We start from the raw sequence: 17,791 nt of genomic DNA on the forward strand, positions 1-17,791 counted from the left end.
GGCCATGTCGACGGCACAGCAACCCGACGGCGAGGTGTCGGTCCGGTCGGTCCTCGAGGACCTCCAGCAGTCCTATCGGCGGATGGAGATGCCGATGCGGACGTACCTCCTCGCGGTCGTCCTGCCGGCGGTGCTGTTCGCGGTCGGCTCCGTCGCCGCCGCGCTCCTCGTCTCGCTCCCCATCACGGTCGCGGGGCCGCTCGTCGGCCTCGGCGCGTTCTCCGTGTTCGCGGCGCTCCTGTACCCGAAGGCCGTCCAGGACCGCAGCCGCAAGCAGATCCGGCAGCGCTTCCACCTCTTCTTGACCCACATCACGGTGCTGTCGATGACGAACATCAACCGCGTCGAGATCTTCCGCACCCTGGCGGGCGAGGACGAGTACCAGGCGCTCGCCGACGAGATGGGGCATCTGGTCGCGCTCGTCGACACGTGGAATCAGAGCCTCGACGACGCGTGCCGGATGCGCGCGAACCAGGTGAACTCGGACTTGCTGTCCGACTTCCTGGAGCGACTCGCGTACACCGTCGGGAGCGGCCAGCAGATAAGCGAGTTCCTGATGGACGAACAGGACTCCATCATCCAGCAGTTCGTCATCCGGTACGAGGCGGACCTGAACAAGCTCGACGTGATGAAGGAACTGTACCTGTCGATGATGCTGTCGACGGCGTTCGTGCTCGTGTTCGCGATCGTCATCCCCGTCATCGTCGGCATCGACCCGACGCTCGCGGTCGGCGCCGTCATCGGGCTGTTCGTCATCGTCCAGGCTGGGTTCGTGTACGCGGTCCACACGATCTCGCCGCACGACCCGCTCTGGTACCGCGAGCCCGAGTCGCTGACGTATCCGCTCGCGCACGTGAAGGCCCGGCTCGCCCTCGGGATCGGGCTGTCGGTCGTGACGTCCGCGGCGGTCGCGGTCGTCCTCCTCGGGTACGCGCCCGTCGCGACGGACGTCCTCCCGCTGCCGGTGATGGTCGCACTCCCGGTGACGCCACTCATCATCCCCGGGTGGAGCGTGCGGAAGGAGGAACGACGCGTACAGGTGCGCGACGAGGAGTTCCCGAGCTTCGTGCGGGCACTGGGTGCCGTCGAGTCCGTCAAGCAGTCCTCGACGGGGAGCGTCCTCGAGAGTCTCCGGAAGAAGGACTTCGGGGCGCTCACGAAGAACATCGACAACCTCTACAAGCGACTGCACATGCGCATCGACACGAACAGGTCGTGGCACCTGTTCGCGGCCGAGACTGGATCCTTCCTCATCCAGAAGTTCGGCGACATGTACGTCGAGGGCCGCCGGATGGGCGGGGAACCGAAGGTCCTCGGGCAGGTGATCTCGCGGAACCACAGTCAAGTGATGAAAGTCCGCGAGCAACGCAAGCAGGCGACGACGACCCTCATCGGCGTCCTCTACGGGCTGACGGCGGCGTCCGTGTTCGCGTTCTTCGTCGGCCTGGAGACCGTCGAGATGATGATCGACATCATGGACGACATGGGCGACCTCGGGCGGATGAGTTTCCTCATCAGCACGGAGGGGTACGACCTCCAGGTCATCGAGTTCCTCCTGCTCCTCACCGTGCTCCTGAACGCGCTGCTGTCGTCGGTGATGGTGCGCGTGAGCGACCGCGGCCACCAGGTCAGCGGGTACGTGCACTTCGTCGCGTTGACGTGGACGGGCGCGCTCACCGCAGTCGTGACGCGGATGGTCGTCGACGCACTCATCACGGTGTGATCGACCGCGGGCGGCGGGGTTGCGGGCGACGACTCAGTTCTCGATTTCGCGCGACGATTTATGGGGACGGCGTGGCGAGTACTCGCAAGGATGGAGCGCGAGAAACCGTACCTGGACTCGCTGGCGCAGACGCCAGACCAGATGGAGGCGACGATGCAGTGGGCGCGGTATCTCGGCGAGACGTTCGGGACGAGTGGCGCGCTGAACTGTCTCCGGTACTACGAGCGCATGGGCTGGATCTCCGGCGGGGTCCGCGAGGAGATGATCCGGTACATCCGCGGACTGTCGCTCGCGGAGATCCACAACAAGAAGTACGACGAGCCGGCGACCCTGGAGTACCCACTGGAGACGCTGTCGGGGACGCCGTTCGGGACGCACGCGCGGTCGCTGAAGTACGTCGCGAAGATCGCCGGCGACGACCTCGAGGAGCACCTGATGCTCGCCCGACTCGCGGAGCGCCGCGTCGACAAGCAACTCGGCGACCGCCCGGCGCGCAGCGAGGTCGTCGAGGCCATCGGCGACGACTGACTCCGAGACGGTCGGTTCCGACCGATCCCGTTCCGGCAGCCGGTTGCGTCGCCACCACGGTTCCTGCGCGTGATTCTCACGCACGCCCCAGCGGTATTCATTATGGTATTCTTATACACTTTACCGTCGTTTTTAGTTTCTGTATCGAGTTTCGATTCACCAGAACACCATATATACGACTTCTTTCGCAGGAATTCGACGATCCCTCCATTCTTCGTGCAGCCAATAATTCCTCCGAAATTAACCTGTCACGTATCATATAACGGCCACACCACTTATGTGGGATAGCTACAATGAACGAGTACACTCTGGAACGGTCTCTTGGCACGCTACGTGGGTACGTGGGTCGTGTCTCAGGGGGAGGCCGGTACGGAGGGAAGGTGACGACTGATGTATGAGGATTCCAACGCACAAAGCGTGTTCGACGAACTGACCGCATCGGCATCAAACGACGGAGACGAGGACAACGAGGTGGAGTTGCTCATCGGATCCACGCCGAAGGCCGACGACAAGACCGTCGAGCGGGAGCTCGACGAGATGCTCCAGGACGTCCGGGCGGCACTCCCGACCGACGACGTCGACTTCGAGGAGGACATCGTCAAGGAGAACCTCGACGAGATCCTGCTCATGCTCATCTCGCTCCGCGGCGAGACTCACGGCAAGGAGCTCATCTCCGACCTCACCCGGCTGTTCGACGCACAGCTCAGCCCCGGGACCGTCTACCCGAGCCTCCACCAGCTCGAGGAGGAAGACGTCCTCAAGATGCACAAGAAGGTGCGCACGAAGGAGTACTCGATCGACGACGAACGCGAGGTCCGCGAGACCGTCGAACGAACGATGGTCCAGCACCTCGCCTTCGGCTTCCTGCTGTACTCCTTCCTCCCGCGCCTCTAGCGCCCCGATACCCCCGCGAACCCGACGACCGCGCCGCGACGACTCCCGCTCCGACACCTCACAGCGACCGCTTCACTCCCCCGCAGCCGCCCGAGCCCGTCCCGACCGCTTCACTCGCCGCCGTCGATGGACTCCGCGATGTCCGCGAGGCTCTCGTCCGGCGACTCCACCGACGTGTAGAACTCCTTCTGCCCGGGCGCACGCAGCCCGTAGAGGAACCCCTCCTCGACGACGTCGACGAGCACGGACCCGCCAGGCTGTCGGTTCGCCGCCTCGCACCACGGCCCGAGACGGTCCTCGCCCGACCGCTCGCGCGCCGCCTCGGGCGTATCGAACGCGCCCGCGAGCAGGTACGTGTCGTCAGTGAGGTGGCGCTTGACCTCCGCGTGTCGGGTGTCGCCGTCGAGGACGACCCGCACCACGTCGCCCGCCGGGAAGCGCTCCATCTCCGCTTCCGGGATCTCCACTCGCAACCGATCCATCGCACCGTGCTTCACGAGCGTCGCTCGCACCGTGGGCACGGCGTCCGAAGAAACGCGGTCGACCATGCCCCCCCGTCGGGGACGCCGACGCCTAAACCCGTCGCTCCCGGAACGAGTCAGCGAGCGCGGTGCGCGCCGAGGGCGAAGGCCCTCAGGAAACCTACGACGCACCCCGCTCGAGAAGCGGGACCGCTGTACCATCGTCGACTGCGCTTCGTCGTCGACCGTACGTCGTCGTCGACTACTCCTCGTCGTCGCCGTCGCCGTCGCCGTCGTCGCCGTCGTCGAGTCCGAGGAGGGACTCGACGGACTCGTCGCCGCGCTCGGTGACGGTCGCGTTCACCTGGACGACCGCGTCGCTGATCTCCGCGCCGCGGACGGTCACGCGCTTGCGCTTGCCCTCGCGGTCCTGACGGTAGCCGACGCCGTCCTCCTTCATCAGGACCTCCTTGAGGTTCGGGCCGGAGACGTCGCCGCGCATCGGGCGACCGGCCTCGTCGCTCCCGCCGGTGATCTCGAGCGTGTACCCGTCGAGGCCGACGGCAGCGCCGTCGACGTCGTCGCCGATCTCCTTCCCGACGAATCGGTTCGCGTCCTGTCCATCGACCTCGAGCTGGTGTGCGAGCCCGGACTCGGGGTCTCCAACTACGACGTTGAAACTGGGCATGGAGGGAAAGAGACGGAGCGCGTAAAAAACACCATCGAAACCCGCTTCGCGCCGACCGCGAGCGGGCGTCGGGTTCGGTCCGGAGTGCGACTCCGACGATGGTGCGACCGATCCGGGGTCGATGCGGCCGGGTTGCCGACGCACGTATGGGGGTCGACCGCGAACCGAGTTGCCGACGCACGTATGGGGGTCGACCGCGAACGGTGACGCGTGCAACCGGGTCGCCTGGAGCTGGAACTGGAGCGCGAGTTCGGCGGGGAGGCGAAGGTCGTCGTCAGGCAGGCCGTCGACCTCCGCGACAGCGGCTACTACCGCGAGGACGTCGGCGCGACGCTCGACGTCGACGTCGTCGTCGAGAACCTCCGGGACGCACCCGACGAGTGCACGAACGCGGTCGAGCGCTGGAACTGGTGGGTGGGCGCGCTCGCCATCGCGTACGGCGATCACTACGCGCAGTTCACCGTCCGGCGGCCGCCGGACGTCGGGAAGGACCCGTACCGGTAGCGTCGCCGTCGTCGGCCCCGTCGCGATAACGCTCGTCCCGTTCTGGTGGTTCGACGCGCTCGCGGCGTTCCCGTTCCTGCCGTTCGTCACGTTCCCGTTCTCAAACCGTGGCGCGAGCGAGGGAGACGGCGAGTCGCGAGTGCGGGCGTGCCGGCGGGACACCGCGGCCGGCCAGCGCGCGCTGCGAGCGCGTGCCCTCGGCGAGACGCCACCGGGACGAAGACGGGTATCTACGGGTTCGAGAGATATCTTGCGGTGAACCCGCGGGTCGACTTCCGAAGTGGACAACGTTAAATGGCGAAAGCGATAATCAAGCGATAATGACTCGTTCAAACCAGGACTGGTGGCCGAACCAGTTGGACCTCCAGATCCTCGACCAGAACGCCCGCGACGTCGGGCCGTACGACGACGACTTCGACTACGCCGAAGCGTTCGAGTCGCTCGACCTGGACGCCGTGAAGGACGACATCGAGGACGTGATGACGACATCGCAGGACTGGTGGCCGGCCGACTACGGTCACTACGGGCCGCTGTTCATCCGGATGGCGTGGCACAGCGCCGGCACGTACCGCACCGGCGACGGCCGCGGCGGCGCGTCCGAGGGCGCGCAGCGGCTCGCGCCGCTGAACAGCTGGCCGGACAACGCGAACCTCGACAAGGCCCGACGCCTGCTCTGGCCGGTCAAGCAGAAGTACGGCCGGAACCTCTCGTGGGCGGACCTGATGATCCTCGCGGGGAACGTCGCCATCGAGTCGATGGGCGCGAAGACGTTCGGGTTCGCCGGCGGTCGCGAGGACGCGTTCGCCCCCGACGAAGCCGTCGACTGGGGCCCCGAGGACGAGTGGGAGGCCTCCGAGCGCTTCGACGAGGAGGGCATCCTCAAGGAGGGCCTCGGTGCGACCGTGATGGGCCTCATCTACGTGAACCCCGAGGGACCGGACGGCAACCCGGACCCGGAGGCGTCCGCGGAGAACATCCGCGAGTCGTTCGGTCGGATGGCGATGAACGACGAGGAGACCGTCGCGCTCATCGCTGGCGGGCACACGTTCGGGAAGGTCCACGGCGCTGCCGACCCCAACGAGCACGTCGGCCCCGAGCCCGAGGCCGCTCCCATCGAGAACCAGGGCCTCGGCTGGGAGAGCGACTACGGCTCCGGGAAGGGCAAGGACACCATCACGAGCGGCATCGAGGGGCCGTGGACGCAGGCGCCCACGCAGTGGGACACGGGGTACCTCGACAACCTGCTCGACTACGAGTGGGCCGCCGAGAAGGGTCCCGGTGGCGGCTGGCGGTGGATCCCGCTCGACGAGGACCTCCGGACGTCCGCGCCGGACGTCGAGGACGAGGAGTCGGTGACGCCGATGATGCTCACGACGGACATCGCGCTGAAGCGCGACCCGGACTACCGGGAGATCATCGAGCGCTTCCAGGACGACCCGATGGCGTTCGGCATCAACTTCGCGAAGGCCTGGTACAAGCTCACGCACCGCGACATGGGGCCGCCGGAGCGATTCCTCGGCCCCGAGGTGCCCGAGGAGGAGATGCTCTGGCAGGACCCGCTCCCCGACCGCGACTACGAGCTCGTCGGCGACGAGGAGATCGACCAGCTGAAGGCCGAACTCCTCGACTCGGACCTCTCGCGGAGCGACCTCGTGAAGACGGCGTGGGCGGCGGCGTCGACGTACCGCGACAGCGATAAGCGCGGTGGCGCCAACGGCGCCCGCATCCGCCTCGAGCCCCAGCGTAGCTGGGAAGTGAACGAGCCCGACCGGCTCGAGTCGGTCCTCGAGACGCTCGAGGACATCCAGGCGGCGTTCAACGACTCGCGGAGCGACGGGACGCGCATCTCGCTGGCGGATCTGATCGTCCTCGGCGGGAACGCCGCGATCGAGGATGCGGCGGCGGACGCCGGCTACGACGTCGACGTGCCGTTCGAGGCGGGGCGCGTGGACGCGTCGGCCGAGCGGACCGACGAGGAGTCGTTCGAGGCGCTGAAGCCGAAGGCGGACGGCTTCCGGAACTACCTCGGGGACAGCGTCGACACGCGCGAGGAGGAGGAGTGGATCGTCGACCGGGCCGACCTGCTGGACCTGACGGCGCCCGAGATGACGGCCCTCGTCGGCGGGATGCGGACCCTCGGCGCGACCTACGACGACACGGACCTGGGCGTGTTCACCGACGAGCCGGGGACGCTGACGAACGACTTCTTCGACGTCCTCCTCGGGATGGAGCACGAGTGGGAGCCGAAGGACGACGAACGCGGCTACGAGATCCGCGACCGCGACACGGGCGAGGTCGAGTACGAGGCGAGCCGCACCGACCTCATCTTCGGGTCGAATTCCCGGCTGCGTGCCATCGCCGAAGTGTACGGTGCCGACGACGGCGAGGAGCAGTTCGTCGAGGACTTCGTCGACGCCTGGCACAAGGTCATGACGAACGACCGCTTCGACCTCGAGTAGAACGCCACACCCCTCGCCGCGGGCCGTCGAGCGAGTCGAACCGGACGGTTTCGACGCGAACGACCGAGCAGCAGTATTTTACACCCCATAACTCTCGTTTTTTACCAGTACTTCTTAACGGTGCCAGCGAGACACTCGCTCGTATGGCAACACGTGACACGCTAGACACGGAGATCTTCGGTCGCGGCGTCTCGTTCGAGTACTCCGAGCACTGGGTCGGCTACTCGCTGTTCCTGCTTCGGATCGTCATGGGTTGGACGCTCCTCCAGGGCGGACTCACGAAGCTCGTGACGTACCTCGACGGCAACCCCGATAACAACTGGACGGCCGCAGGCTACCTCCAGAACGCCGTCCCCGAGGGGAACCCGTTCATGGGACTCTGGATGGACATGGCTGGAAGCCCCCTCGTCGACATGCTCAACATGTGGGGGCTCACGCTCGCCGGGCTCGCGCTCATCGTCGGCGCGTTCGTCCGCTTCAGCGCGTTCTGGGGCGCCATCATGATGCTGTTCTACTGGGCGGCAGCCCTCACCGGCGGCCTCATGGAGGGCCTCCCCGTCGCGCACGGCTGGGTCGTCGACGATCACATCGTCTACGCGCTGCTCCTGTTCGGCCTCGGTGCTCTCGGCGCCGGCCGCATCCTCGGCGTCGACAGCTACCTCGAGGACACCGGCGTCGTCAGGAACAACCCCTGGCTGAAGTACCTCCTCGGCTGAAGGACCGTCTCGCTGACGGCGACGCGTCGACGTTTCCGCGCCGCCGCTGTCGGCCCCGTCCTACCCCGGGTCGGGGTCGTAGCCGTCGCCGACGCGGAGGTCGAGCGCGCCCGGCTTTACGGAGAGGTCGAGACCGTCGTGTTCGGCGAGTTCGCCGTCGCGACTGAACCGGATCGGGTGGTCGGCGGTGACGTGGAGCTCGCTCGCCTGGAGGTGCGTGACGCCCGGCGTGTCCTGGCCGAGCAGTCGCTGGCCGATGGCTTCGGCGACGACGTTCGGCGCGGGCATCTGTTCGACGACGGCGACGTCGAACACGCCGTCCTCCACGTCGCCCTGGCCGCCCTCGGCGACGAACCGGCGGGCGTTCCCGACGAGCAAGCAGAGGGCCTCGCCCGTCCACGTCTCCGTCCCCGACTCGGTGACGGCCTCCAGTTCGATGTCGAGGCCGTTCCACTCGATCGCCTCCTGTGCGCCCGTGACGACGAACGCGAGCGGCCCGAGGCGCGCCTTCAGGTCGCCGCTCGCGGAGAGGCTCGCGTCCGCCGGGAACCCCGCGATGGTGGAGACGAGGAACGGTTCGCCGTCCGCGAACCCGACGTCGACGCTCCTGACGTCGCCGGTGTCCGCGACCTCGACGCCCGCGCGGACGCCGTCGACGCCGACGTTCCCCGCGAGCAGGTTCGCGGTGCCGACGGGAACGACCGAGAACGTGACGTCGCCGAGCGCGTCCGCGGCCGCGAGCCCGCGAACGACCTCGTTGACGGTGCCGTCGCCGCCGCAGACGCAGAGTTCGCTGACGCCGTCGGCGGCGGCGTCGCGCGCCAACGCGACCGCGTCGCCCTCGCCCGCGGTTCGCTCGACCTCGAACCCACGCCCCGAGAGCAGGCGCTCGACGTAGTCGGCGTGGTCGCCGCTCCCGCTCGCGGGGTTGACGATCGCTCGACGCGACCCCTGGTACACGGCCGCCACGACGCCCCCGGCGGGCGTAATTCCATCGACTCGCTGCGGTGGGACGTCGGACTGCCGGCGCTGGTACGCACCCGTTATTTCTGCGACGAACCCGTATGCCGCTTCATGAGCGCGCAGACAGGCGACGCCGCGGACGGCCTCGGTCGCGACGACGTCCCGGGATTGCTCGTCGCCGTCGTCGCCGTCGAACTCGTCGGCAGCGCCCCCGCGGTGGTCACCGCGAGCGACGTCGCGACCTGGTACCCGACGCTCGCCGCGCCGCCGCTCACGCCCCCGTCGTGGGTGTTCGGGCCGGTGTGGACGGTGCTGTTCGCCGCGATCGGCACCGCCGCGTACCTCGTCTACCGCGACCGAGCACACTCGTGGCGGTCACGAGCACTCGGCCTCTTCGGCGCGCAGATGGCGTTCAACGTGGCGTGGTCGTTCGCGTTCTTCGGCGCGCAGTCGCCCGCGTTGGGGCTCGTCGTCATTCTCGTGCTGGACGTGCTCGTCGTCGCCACCGTCGTCGCGTTCCGGCGCGTCGACCGTCGCGCTGCGGTCCTCCTCGTGCCGTACCTCGCGTGGGTGCTGTTCGCGACGTACCTCACCGCCGGGTTCTGGTACCTGAACTGACGACGCGATCGCCCCGGGAGGAGTCCCTTCCGGCGTCAGTTCTCGTTTTCGTCGAGGTACGGCTCCTCGATGCCCTGGTCGCCGCCGACGAGTGCCGTCAGCCGGCGGGTGCTGGCGTCGAAGACGCCGACGACGGGGCCGAGCGCGCGCTCGACGTACGAGAGCGGGCGGGCGACGCGAAGGCTCCACGTCTCGGCGTGTCCGAGACCGTAGGACTTCGGGACGATCTCGCCGAAGACGAGGACGAGGATCGTCACGGCGAGCGTCGCGAGGACGACGGCGACGCCGGAGGGGACGAACTCGGCGACGAGGAGCGTGACGATGCTGGAGATGGCGACGTTCACGAGGTTGTTGCCGACGAGGATCGTCACCAGGAGGCGGTGCGGGTCGTCGCGGAGCGACCTGAGCGCGCGTTCGTCGGTGCTCTCGCCGTCGCTCGCGGTGGCGGTCAGCCACTCATCGGAGAGCGAGAAGATGGCTGATTCGCTGCTCGAGAAGAACGCACTGAAGAGGACGAGGACGACGACGACGGCGAGCGCCGGGACGAGCGTCGCAGTAGATGTCATACGGGTCCGTCGCACGACGGCCCAATGAAGGTAAGGTGACCGCGGCGGCCACCCGGGCCACGACGCACGGTCGAAGCCCCCACCCCGACCCAAAACAAACCGAGTTTTCCTAAAACAACCAAAATTGTTTTAGGGGCGACGGCGGTTGTCTCCGTCGATGGCGAACGTATCGCTCCCCCACGACGCGAAGGCCGGCCCGACGAAGCGAGAAGTCAGGGCCGTCCTCCTCGACGCGCTCGAGCTCGACGAGACCGACCACTTCGTCGAAGTCGGCTCCTGCACCGGTGCCGTCACCGTCCAGGCCGCGCGCCGCGCCGGCCGAGTCACCGCGCTCGAACGCAAGCCCGAGCGCCTCGAGATCACCCGGAAGAACCTCGCCGCGAACGACACGACCGCGGACGTCGCCCTCCGGAACGCCGAAGCCCCCACGGGCCTCCCCGAGGACGCGGACGCGCTGTTCCTCGGCGGCAGCCGGAACTACGACGCCGTCCTCGAGTACGCCGTCGACGCCGGGGTCGACCGCGTCGTCATGAACGTCTCCCGGCTCGAGGTCGCCGGCGCCGCAACGCGGGCGTTTCGCGACCGCGACCTCCTCGAGGACGTCCGCCAGTTCCAGGTGAGCCGCGGCTACGAGCTCGCCGGCGCGACGAGCTTCGATGCGGACAACCCCGTCTACATGCTCGTCGGCGGCACCGACGACGCCGCGACCGACGGCGGCAACCCGCGAGCCGCGACCGACGACGGGCGACGGCCCGGGGCGACCGGAGGCGGGTCGCGATGACGCTCTACGGCGTCGGCCTCGGCCCCGGCGACGCGGACCTCCTCACGGTCCGCGGCCAGGCGGTGCTGGAGGACGCCGACGTGGTGTACTCGCCGGGGCGGCTCTCGCGGTCGGTCGCCAGCGAGCACGTCCCCGAGGCCCGCATCGGCGACCTCGACTTCCCGATGACGCGCGACGAGGACGAACTCCGGCGCGCGTGGCGGGCCGCCGCCGACGAGATCGCGCCGCGAGCGCGCGACGGCGACGTCGCGTTCGTCACGCTCGGCGACCCGAACGTCTACTCGACGTTCGGGCACCTCAGGCGGACCCTCGACGCGTTCCACCCCGACGTCGACCTCGAGGTCGTCCCCGGCGTGAGCGCCGTCACCGCGTTCGCGACCGCGCTCGGCGTCGAGGTCGCCGCCGGCGCGAGCCTCGCACTCCGGGAGGCCGCCGGCGGCGCGGCACCGACCGGCCCCGACCGCATGCTCCTGTTCAAGGTCACGGACGCGCCCGCGACCCACGAGGGCCTCGTCGACGCCGGCTACGACGTCACGTACGGCCGCCGGCTCTTCATGGAACAGGGCGACGCCGTCGTCACCGCGGACCCGAGCGACCTCGCGGACCGGGACTACTACACGCTCGCGTACGCCGAGCAGCGCGGGCTCGACGACGAACCCGCGACCGCGACGTTCGACGTCGACCACGCGACCACCGACGCCGACGACCGCGCGACGACCGACGGCGGACGCACGGCCGCGGCGCGCATCCCAGACGAGCGCACCGCGGTCGAGCGCGCCGTCGCGGAGTCCTGCGGCGACGAACTCCCGGAGGGGGTCGACGGATGACCGACGGCGAAGGCGACCCGGCGGTCGACCCGCAGGACGCCATCGACGCCGAGACCGCACGGCGCGCGACCGAGCGCGACCCGCGGATCGCCGAGCGGACCGCCGGCGAGGTCCAGGAGGGCGTCCCGTTCATCGGGGCGGGCCCCGGCGACCCCGGCCTCCTCACCGTGACTGGCCGTGAACTCGTCGAGGACGCGGACCTCGTCGTGCACGCCGGGTCGCTCGTGAACAGCGAACTCCTCGAGGCGTACGGCGACGACGCCGAGCAGGTCAACAGCGTCGGGAAGGACCTCGAGGAACTCGTCCCGCTGATGCAGGACGCGTACGAGGACGGCCGCGAGGTCGTGCGCCTGCACAGCGGCGACCCCGCGATCTACGGCGCGGCCGTCGAGCAGATGGACGCGCTCGAACACGAGGGCGTCCCCACGTACGTCGTTCCGGGCGTCACCTCGGCGTTCGCCGCGAGTGCGACGCTACGCACCCAGTTGACGCTGAACGGCGTCGCGAATCACGTCGCGTTCACGCGCCCGCAGGGGAAGACCCTCGACCCCGAAGACGACCACATCTCCGACTTCGTGCAGAAGGGCGACGTCACGGTCTGCATCTACCTCGGCACGCACGCCGTCGCCGAGACCATGCAGCGACTGCTCGACGACGGCGCGGACCCCGACACGCCGGTCGCGGTCGTCTATCACGCCTCGTGGCCGGACGAGGACGTCGTCGAGGGTACCGTCGCGACCATCGGCGACCGACTGGACGAGGCCGGCTACCGCGCGTCCGCGATGGTCGTCGTCGGACCGGCGGCGCAGAAGGCGGGGTACGAGCGCTCGTACCTCTACGGCGACTGGGCGAACGGTTCGGAGACGGACGACGCGAGCGAAGCAGACGACTGAGAACGCATGAGCACTGACGACGAGACCACAGCGAACGACGGAGGCGAAGCGACCGGTTCGAACGACGAGACCGCAGCGAACGGCGGAGACGAAGCGACCGATTCGAACGACGACGCTGGCGGCCACTGCTCGACGCCGGACTCCGACGGCGAGGTCGCCGAGGAGATCGCGATAATCAGTTTCGAGCGCAAGTGGGAGACCGCCGAAGCGATCGAGGCCGAACTCGCGGACCGCTACGAGCGCATCGACCTCCTCGAGTACGAGGGCGACGTGTTCGCGGAGCACTGGGGCGAGTACGACTGCTTCCTCGCGCTGATGGCGAGCGGCATCGCGATGCGCAAGACCGCGGGCCTGCTGGACGACAAGTGGGAGGACCCCGCGGTCGTGGTCGTCGACGAGGAACTGACGTGGGCGATCCCGCTCACGGGCGGGCATCACGGCGCGAACCAGGTCGCGGACGACCTCGCGGCGATGGGCGCGGTGCCGGCGATGACGACGGCGAGCGAGGCCGCGGGCAAGCAGGGCGTCGAGAGCCAGGCGAAGGCACTGGACGCGCACGTCGTGAACGGCGACTCGACGGTCGCGACGAACCTCGCGGTCCTCGACGACGAACTCGGACCCGTCGAGCGCCTCGACGGCCCGAAGGCCGTGCTGGTCGGCGACGACGTCACGGTCCTGAAGCGCAACGGCGACGCCGGCGTCGTCCTCGGCACCGGCACCGTCTCCGGCGTCGACGCGGACCAGGTCGTCGACGCCTGGACGCGAGCGCTCGACGCCGAGGGATTGGCGGTCGAGGACGTCGACTTCGTCGCCACCGGTACGCGCAAGGACGACGAGGACGGCCTCCTGGAGGCGGCCGCGCGACTCGACCTCGGCGTCGTCGCGTTCGAGAAGGAAGACCTCGAAGAATTCGAGGGGCCGACGCCGTCGCGGTCGAAGGAACTCATCGGCTGGCCGGGGATCGCGGAGGCGAGCGCCATCGCCGGCGGCCGCGAGCACGAACTCCGCCGGGCGAAGGAGCGGTACGACGAGGCGGTGACCGTCGCGGTGGGGCGATAGATGCCCGAGTACGACCCCGACGAGTACGGGCGGCTCTACGTCGTCGGCATCGGTCCCGGCCTGCCGCACGCGATGACCCAGCGCGCGAAGGAGGTCGTCGCGACCGCGGACTGCGTCGTCGCCTCGAACCTCTACCAGGAGTTCCTGCGCCGGGACGGGACGCTCCCGTCCGAGGACGCGTTCACCGACGGCGTCGCAACCAGGAACGACGGCTCCCGGCAGGAGCTCGTCCGGTCGTCGATGGGGCGACAGGTCGAACTCGCCAGGGAGGCGTTCGAGCGCGTTCGCGACGGTCAGACGGTCGCGCACGTCTCCGGCGGCGACCCGAACGTGTACGGGAAGAGCGACCTCATCTACAAGATGGCCGACGCGGAGGACGCGACCGACGTCCCCATCGAGGTCGTCCCGGGCGTCACCGCCGCGCTCGGCGGTGCCGCGAACCTCGGCGCGCCGCTCTCGAACGACTTCTGCACGATCTCGCTCTCGGACAAGTGGCGCGGCTGGGCGGAGATCGAGGAGAAGCTACGCGCCGCCGCCATCAGCGGGTTCGTGATCGTCCTCTACAACTGCTGGCGGGACTACGAGCGCGCGATCGACGTCGTTCGCGAGGAGCGCAGCGACGACGTCCCGGTCGGCATCGTCAACGACGCCGGTCGCGGCGACGCCGGCCGGAACCGCGAGGACGAGACGCACACCATCACGACGCTCGGTGCGGCGACCGAGCACGACGACGAGGTCGGCGGCATGGGGACGTCGATCCTCGTCGGCACGCACGAGACCGAGGTCTGGGAGAACGACCACGGCGAGCACCTCGTCACGCCCCGCGGCGGGCGCGACGTGGAGGACTTCTGACAATGAGCACGGACGACACCACCGACACGACCGCGGACGCGAGTACAGACGCCGAATCGAACTGCGGCGCGAATACGGACACGGAGTCGAGTTGCGGTGTCTCCCCGAGCGAGGACGGCGACGACGCGGCGAGCGAATCGAAGTGCGGGGCGTCCTCGGACTCGTCGAGTTCGGCCACCAGCTCCTCGGGGTCGAGTTGCGGCGCGTCGAAGGCCGAGACGACCGAGAAGAAGGTCGCGGCGACCGTCGACGACTTCGACGGCGACCCCGGGAGCCTGCTGGCGGTCGGCCTGGGGCCCGGCCAGCCCGAGGGGATGACCGGGCGCGCCCGGGAGGCGCTCCTTTCCGCCGAACACGTCGTCGGGTACACGACGTACGTCGAACTGCTCCCTGACGAGATCACGGAGTCCGCCGACGAACTCTACGACACGCCGATGTGCGGCGAGGTGTCGCGCACGGAGGAGGCGATCGACCGCGCGCTCGCGGGCCACGACGTCGCGATAATCGGGAGCGGCGACCCGAACGTGTACGCACTCGCAGGGCTCGCGCTCGAGATACTGGAGTCGAAGGGCGCGACCGCGAGCATGGTCGACTTCGAGGTGGTGCCGGGCGTGCCCGCCGCGCAGTCCTGCGGCGCGCGACTCGGTGCGCCGCTCGTGAACGACAGCGTCAGCATCTCGCTGTCTGACCACCTCACGGACATGCCCACCATCGAGTCGCGCCTGCACGCCGCCGCCAAGGAGGGATTCACGATCTCCATCTACAACCCGTGGAGTCGGAAGCGCCGCGAGAACTACCGGAAGTGCTGCGAGATACTCTTAGAGCACCGCGACCCGGACACGCCCGTCGGCGTCGTCCACGGCGCCGGCCGCGACGACGAGCGCGTCGAGATCGTCGAGTTGCGAGAGCTCTCCGAACTCGGCGAGACCGACCTCGTTGACATGACGACGACGCTCGTCGTCGGCAACGAGGAGACGTACGTCTGGGACGACCGCATGGTGACGCCGCGCGGCTACGAGTCCAAGTATGACTACTGAGTACGCCATCGAGCTCGACCGCGAGGCGTGCGACGGCGTGTTCGCGTGCCTCGTCCGCGACGACCGGTTCGTCGAGGGCGACGACGGTCTCGCGACTGTCGAAGACGGAGGCGACGCGGCGGCGGTCGCTACGGACGGCGCGGACGACGCGGGCGACGACGAGACGCTCGTCGTCGCGTTCGACGACGACCGCGTCGAGGACGCCCGGCAGGCCGCTCGCGCCTGTCCCGTGGACGCCATCGAGGTCACCGTGGAGGGCGACGATGCCTGAGGACGACGCGAACTCGGACTCGCGCGACGGTGGAGCCGTCACTCCAGACGCGGTCGACGACCTCCTCGCCGCGACTCCGGAGACGGCGTACTTCTGGGGGCGCGTCGCGGGCGACGGCGGCCTCGAGACTGACTGCGTGACGGTACGCGCGGGCGACGAGCGGGCGGCGGACGCGCTCGCGGCCATCGCGGGCGCCGACCGGCCCACCCGCGAGGTCGCGGCCCGCGAGTCCGCGCACGACGCCTCAGTCGTCCGGTTCGAGGACGAGTACGAGCTCCAGGTCGTCGGGTCGGTCGCCGACCGCGCCGCGGCCGCGCTCGGCCTGCCCGTCGACGGCCGCCCCGGCGGCTACCGACTGGACGCGCTCACCGACCACCGCCCGCAGCTCGTCCGCGGGCTGCTGGAGGCCTGCGGGACCGTCTGCTTCCGGGAGTCCGCGAACGCGGTCGGCGTGTCGTTCGTCCACGACGACGACGCGCTGCTCGAGACCGTCCGGTCGCTGCTCGACGCCGCCGACCCCCACGTCCCGACCGAGGACCTGAAGGAGACGTCCTCGGGCGGGTACTGGTTCGGGCTCGCGGACGGCGCCGACGTCCCCGCGTTCGCCGAGTGGGCGTACGCGGGGAGCGACGAGTCGGGACTGTTCGCCGCGGACCGCCGGCGGAAGCTCGCGCGGAGCGTCGAGCGCGCGACCGACCGACCCGTCGGGGAACTGTCGCCGTGACCGCGAGCGGAACGGCGACGCCCGCCGCGCTCGACGACGAGGCCGTCCTGCTCGTCGGGCACGGCTCGCGTCGCGAGAAGTCAAACGAGCAGGTTCGCGCGCTCGCGGCCGACCTCGAGGGGCGCCTCGGCGTCCCCGTCGACGCCGGATTCCTCGAACTCGCCGAGCCGGACATCGCCGACGCCATCGACGCGCTCGCGGCGAGCGTCTCCCGCGTGACGCTCGTCCAGCTGTCGCTGTTCGCCGCGAGCCACGTCAAGAACGACGTCCCGCTCGCCGTCCAGCAAGCGCGGACCGCGCACCCGGACCTGACGGTGCACAGCGGCGCGCACCTCGGCGTCCACCCGGCGCTCGTCGACCTGCTCGACGACCGCGCCGCCGCGGTCGAAGCCGACCTCGGCGTCGACCGAGAGGCCGACGACGTCGCAGTCGTCCTCTGCGCGCGTGGGTCCAGCGACCCGGACGCGAACGCCGACGCGCACAAGCTCGCCCGCCTGCTCTACGAAGGCCGGGCGTTCGCGAGCGTCGACACCGCGTTCGTCGGCGTCACCGACCCGCTCCTCGACGAGGCGCTCCACGACGTCGCGAAGCGTCGGCCGGACGCCGTCGTCGTCCTGCCCTACATGCTCGGCGACGGCGTCCTCACCGGCCGGGTCCGCGACGGCGCCGACGCGTTCGACGACGAGTACCCCTACGTCGACGCCGCCGCCGGCGACCCCCTGGGTACGGACCCCCGCATCCTCGACGTCCTCGGCGACCGCTGGCAGGAAGCCCGCACCGACTCGGTCGACATGTCCTGTGACACGTGCAAGTACAAGGTCGAACTCGACGGCTACGAGGCGGACGTCGGCGGCGCTCGCGCAATGCTCCGCGCACTCACCCACCAGAGCGAGCACGCCGACCGGGACGACGTCGACGACGACCCGCACGTCCACGACGCGCCCGAGAAGCACGTCGCCGTCTGCACGAATCAGACGTGCGCCGCCGACGGCGCACCCGCCGTCCTCGAAGGCCTCCGGCAGGCCGCCAGGGACTCCGAGGAATGCGACGCTCGCATCACGCGGTCGTCGTGCCTCGGTCGCTGCGGCGACGGCCCGATGGTCGCCGTCTACCCCGACGGCGTCTGGTACGGCGACGTCGATGGCGACGACGCAGACCGCATCGTCTCCTCGCACCTCGACCGCGAGCGCATCGTCTCCGACCTCGTCGACCAAACGCTATAATCCA

General features: G+C 69.4%; 20 protein-coding genes. 16 read left to right on the forward strand and 4 right to left on the reverse strand.

Features of this window, described 5'->3' with window-relative positions; translation table 11 throughout:
• Positions 1 to 4: 4 nt before the first annotated feature.
• The 3 genes from flaJ (at position 5) to G9C85_RS08415 (ending at position 3,145) form a co-directional block, all read left to right on the forward strand.
• Positions 5 to 1,723: an archaellar assembly protein FlaJ gene (gene flaJ, locus G9C85_RS08405; RefSeq protein ID WP_166038769.1), complete on the forward strand. Its 1,719-nt coding sequence runs from the start codon at positions 5 to 7 to the stop codon at positions 1,721 to 1,723.
• 90 nt (positions 1,724 to 1,813) lie between these two features.
• Entirely contained in the window at positions 1,814 to 2,251 is a 438-nt protein-coding gene (locus G9C85_RS08410) for a FlaD/FlaE family flagellar protein (RefSeq protein WP_166038771.1), read from the forward strand.
• 390 nt (positions 2,252 to 2,641) lie between these two features.
• Positions 2,642 to 3,145, forward strand: coding sequence for a PadR family transcriptional regulator (locus tag G9C85_RS08415; protein WP_166038773.1), 504 nt, complete (start codon positions 2,642 to 2,644; stop codon positions 3,143 to 3,145).
• 110 nt (positions 3,146 to 3,255) lie between these two features.
• Here the strand turns inward: G9C85_RS08415 and G9C85_RS08420 are convergent, their stop codons facing one another.
• Together G9C85_RS08420 and G9C85_RS08425 are read right to left on the reverse strand one after the other, a co-directional pair.
• On the reverse strand, positions 3,256 to 3,693 hold the full coding sequence (locus G9C85_RS08420) for a hypothetical protein (protein WP_166038775.1): 438 nt from the start codon (positions 3,691 to 3,693) through the stop codon (positions 3,256 to 3,258).
• A 175-nt stretch (positions 3,694 to 3,868) separates the two neighbouring features.
• Positions 3,869 to 4,294, reverse strand: coding sequence for a 30S ribosomal protein S6e (locus G9C85_RS08425; RefSeq protein ID WP_166038777.1), 426 nt, complete (start codon positions 4,292 to 4,294; stop codon positions 3,869 to 3,871).
• Between the two features lie 210 nt (positions 4,295 to 4,504).
• Between G9C85_RS08425 and G9C85_RS08430 the strand changes: the two genes are divergently transcribed.
• The 3 genes from G9C85_RS08430 (at position 4,505) to G9C85_RS08440 (ending at position 7,973) form a co-directional block, all read left to right on the forward strand.
• A complete protein-coding gene (locus G9C85_RS08430; RefSeq protein WP_166038779.1) occupies positions 4,505 to 4,798 on the forward strand; it encodes a hypothetical protein in 294 nt (97 codons plus the stop codon).
• Positions 4,799 to 4,989: 191 nt separating this feature from the next.
• Positions 4,990 to 7,257: a catalase/peroxidase HPI gene (katG, locus tag G9C85_RS08435; RefSeq protein ID WP_394352727.1), complete on the forward strand. Its 2,268-nt coding sequence runs from the start codon at positions 4,990 to 4,992 to the stop codon at positions 7,255 to 7,257.
• Positions 7,258 to 7,400: 143 nt separating this feature from the next.
• Positions 7,401 to 7,973, forward strand: a complete 573-nt coding sequence (locus G9C85_RS08440; protein ID WP_166038781.1) for a DoxX family protein — start codon at positions 7,401 to 7,403, stop codon at positions 7,971 to 7,973.
• A gap of 60 nt (positions 7,974 to 8,033) precedes the next feature.
• On the opposite strand, the gene G9C85_RS08445 is transcribed toward G9C85_RS08440, so the two are convergent.
• On the reverse strand, positions 8,034 to 8,933 hold the full coding sequence (locus G9C85_RS08445; RefSeq protein ID WP_166038784.1) for a diacylglycerol kinase family protein: 900 nt from the start codon (positions 8,931 to 8,933) through the stop codon (positions 8,034 to 8,036).
• A 114-nt stretch (positions 8,934 to 9,047) separates the two neighbouring features.
• Between G9C85_RS08445 and G9C85_RS08450 the strand changes: the two genes are divergently transcribed.
• Positions 9,048 to 9,554, forward strand: coding sequence for a TspO/MBR family protein (locus G9C85_RS08450; RefSeq protein ID WP_166038786.1), 507 nt, complete (start codon positions 9,048 to 9,050; stop codon positions 9,552 to 9,554).
• Between the two features lie 35 nt (positions 9,555 to 9,589).
• On the opposite strand, the gene G9C85_RS08455 is transcribed toward G9C85_RS08450, so the two are convergent.
• Positions 9,590 to 10,120 carry a DUF21 domain-containing protein gene (locus G9C85_RS08455; protein WP_166038788.1) on the reverse strand — a complete coding sequence of 177 codons (531 nt, stop codon included), beginning with the start codon at positions 10,118 to 10,120 and terminating at the stop codon, positions 9,590 to 9,592.
• Positions 10,121 to 10,277: 157 nt separating this feature from the next.
• Between G9C85_RS08455 and cbiT the strand changes: the two genes are divergently transcribed.
• Genes cbiT through G9C85_RS08500 form a run of 9 tightly spaced genes read left to right on the forward strand, consistent with a single transcriptional unit; the run spans position 10,278 to position 17,787 of the window.
• On the forward strand, positions 10,278 to 10,901 hold the full coding sequence (gene cbiT, locus G9C85_RS08460) for a precorrin-6Y C5,15-methyltransferase (decarboxylating) subunit CbiT (RefSeq protein ID WP_166038790.1): 624 nt from the start codon (positions 10,278 to 10,280) through the stop codon (positions 10,899 to 10,901).
• Positions 10,898 to 11,728, forward strand: coding sequence for a cobalt-factor II C(20)-methyltransferase (locus tag G9C85_RS08465; RefSeq protein ID WP_166038792.1), 831 nt, complete (start codon positions 10,898 to 10,900; stop codon positions 11,726 to 11,728). Before cbiT ends, G9C85_RS08465 begins: the two co-directional genes overlap by 4 nt.
• A complete protein-coding gene (locus G9C85_RS08470) occupies positions 11,725 to 12,621 on the forward strand; it encodes a cobalt-precorrin-4/precorrin-4 C(11)-methyltransferase (protein ID WP_166038795.1) in 897 nt (298 codons plus the stop codon). The genes G9C85_RS08465 and G9C85_RS08470 overlap by 4 nt, the downstream gene beginning before the upstream one ends.
• Before the next feature lie 6 nt (positions 12,622 to 12,627).
• On the forward strand, positions 12,628 to 13,680 hold the full coding sequence (cbiG, locus tag G9C85_RS08475) for a cobalt-precorrin 5A hydrolase (RefSeq protein ID WP_166038797.1): 1,053 nt from the start codon (positions 12,628 to 12,630) through the stop codon (positions 13,678 to 13,680).
• A complete protein-coding gene (locus G9C85_RS08480) occupies positions 13,681 to 14,532 on the forward strand; it encodes a precorrin-3B C(17)-methyltransferase (RefSeq protein ID WP_166038799.1) in 852 nt (283 codons plus the stop codon).
• A gap of 2 nt (positions 14,533 to 14,534) precedes the next feature.
• Positions 14,535 to 15,569, forward strand: a complete 1,035-nt coding sequence (cobJ, locus tag G9C85_RS08485; RefSeq protein WP_166038801.1) for a precorrin-3B C(17)-methyltransferase — start codon at positions 14,535 to 14,537, stop codon at positions 15,567 to 15,569.
• The gene (locus G9C85_RS08490; RefSeq protein ID WP_166038803.1) at positions 15,559 to 15,840 is read left to right on the forward strand and encodes a ferredoxin; all 282 of its coding nucleotides are present in this window, start codon (positions 15,559 to 15,561) and stop codon (positions 15,838 to 15,840) included. Before cobJ ends, G9C85_RS08490 begins: the two co-directional genes overlap by 11 nt.
• Complete coding sequence (locus tag G9C85_RS08495) at positions 15,833 to 16,564, forward strand: cobalamin biosynthesis protein (RefSeq protein WP_166038805.1); 732 nt, start codon at positions 15,833 to 15,835, stop codon at positions 16,562 to 16,564. Before G9C85_RS08490 ends, G9C85_RS08495 begins: the two co-directional genes overlap by 8 nt.
• On the forward strand, positions 16,561 to 17,787 hold the full coding sequence (locus G9C85_RS08500; protein ID WP_166038807.1) for a CbiX/SirB N-terminal domain-containing protein: 1,227 nt from the start codon (positions 16,561 to 16,563) through the stop codon (positions 17,785 to 17,787). The genes G9C85_RS08495 and G9C85_RS08500 overlap by 4 nt, the downstream gene beginning before the upstream one ends.
• The last annotated feature ends 4 nt before the right edge of the window (positions 17,788 to 17,791 follow it).

Origin of the sequence: Halorubellus sp. JP-L1, from assembly GCF_011440375.1 — an archaeon.
GTDB lineage: Archaea > Halobacteriota > Halobacteria > Halobacteriales > Natrialbaceae > Halorubellus.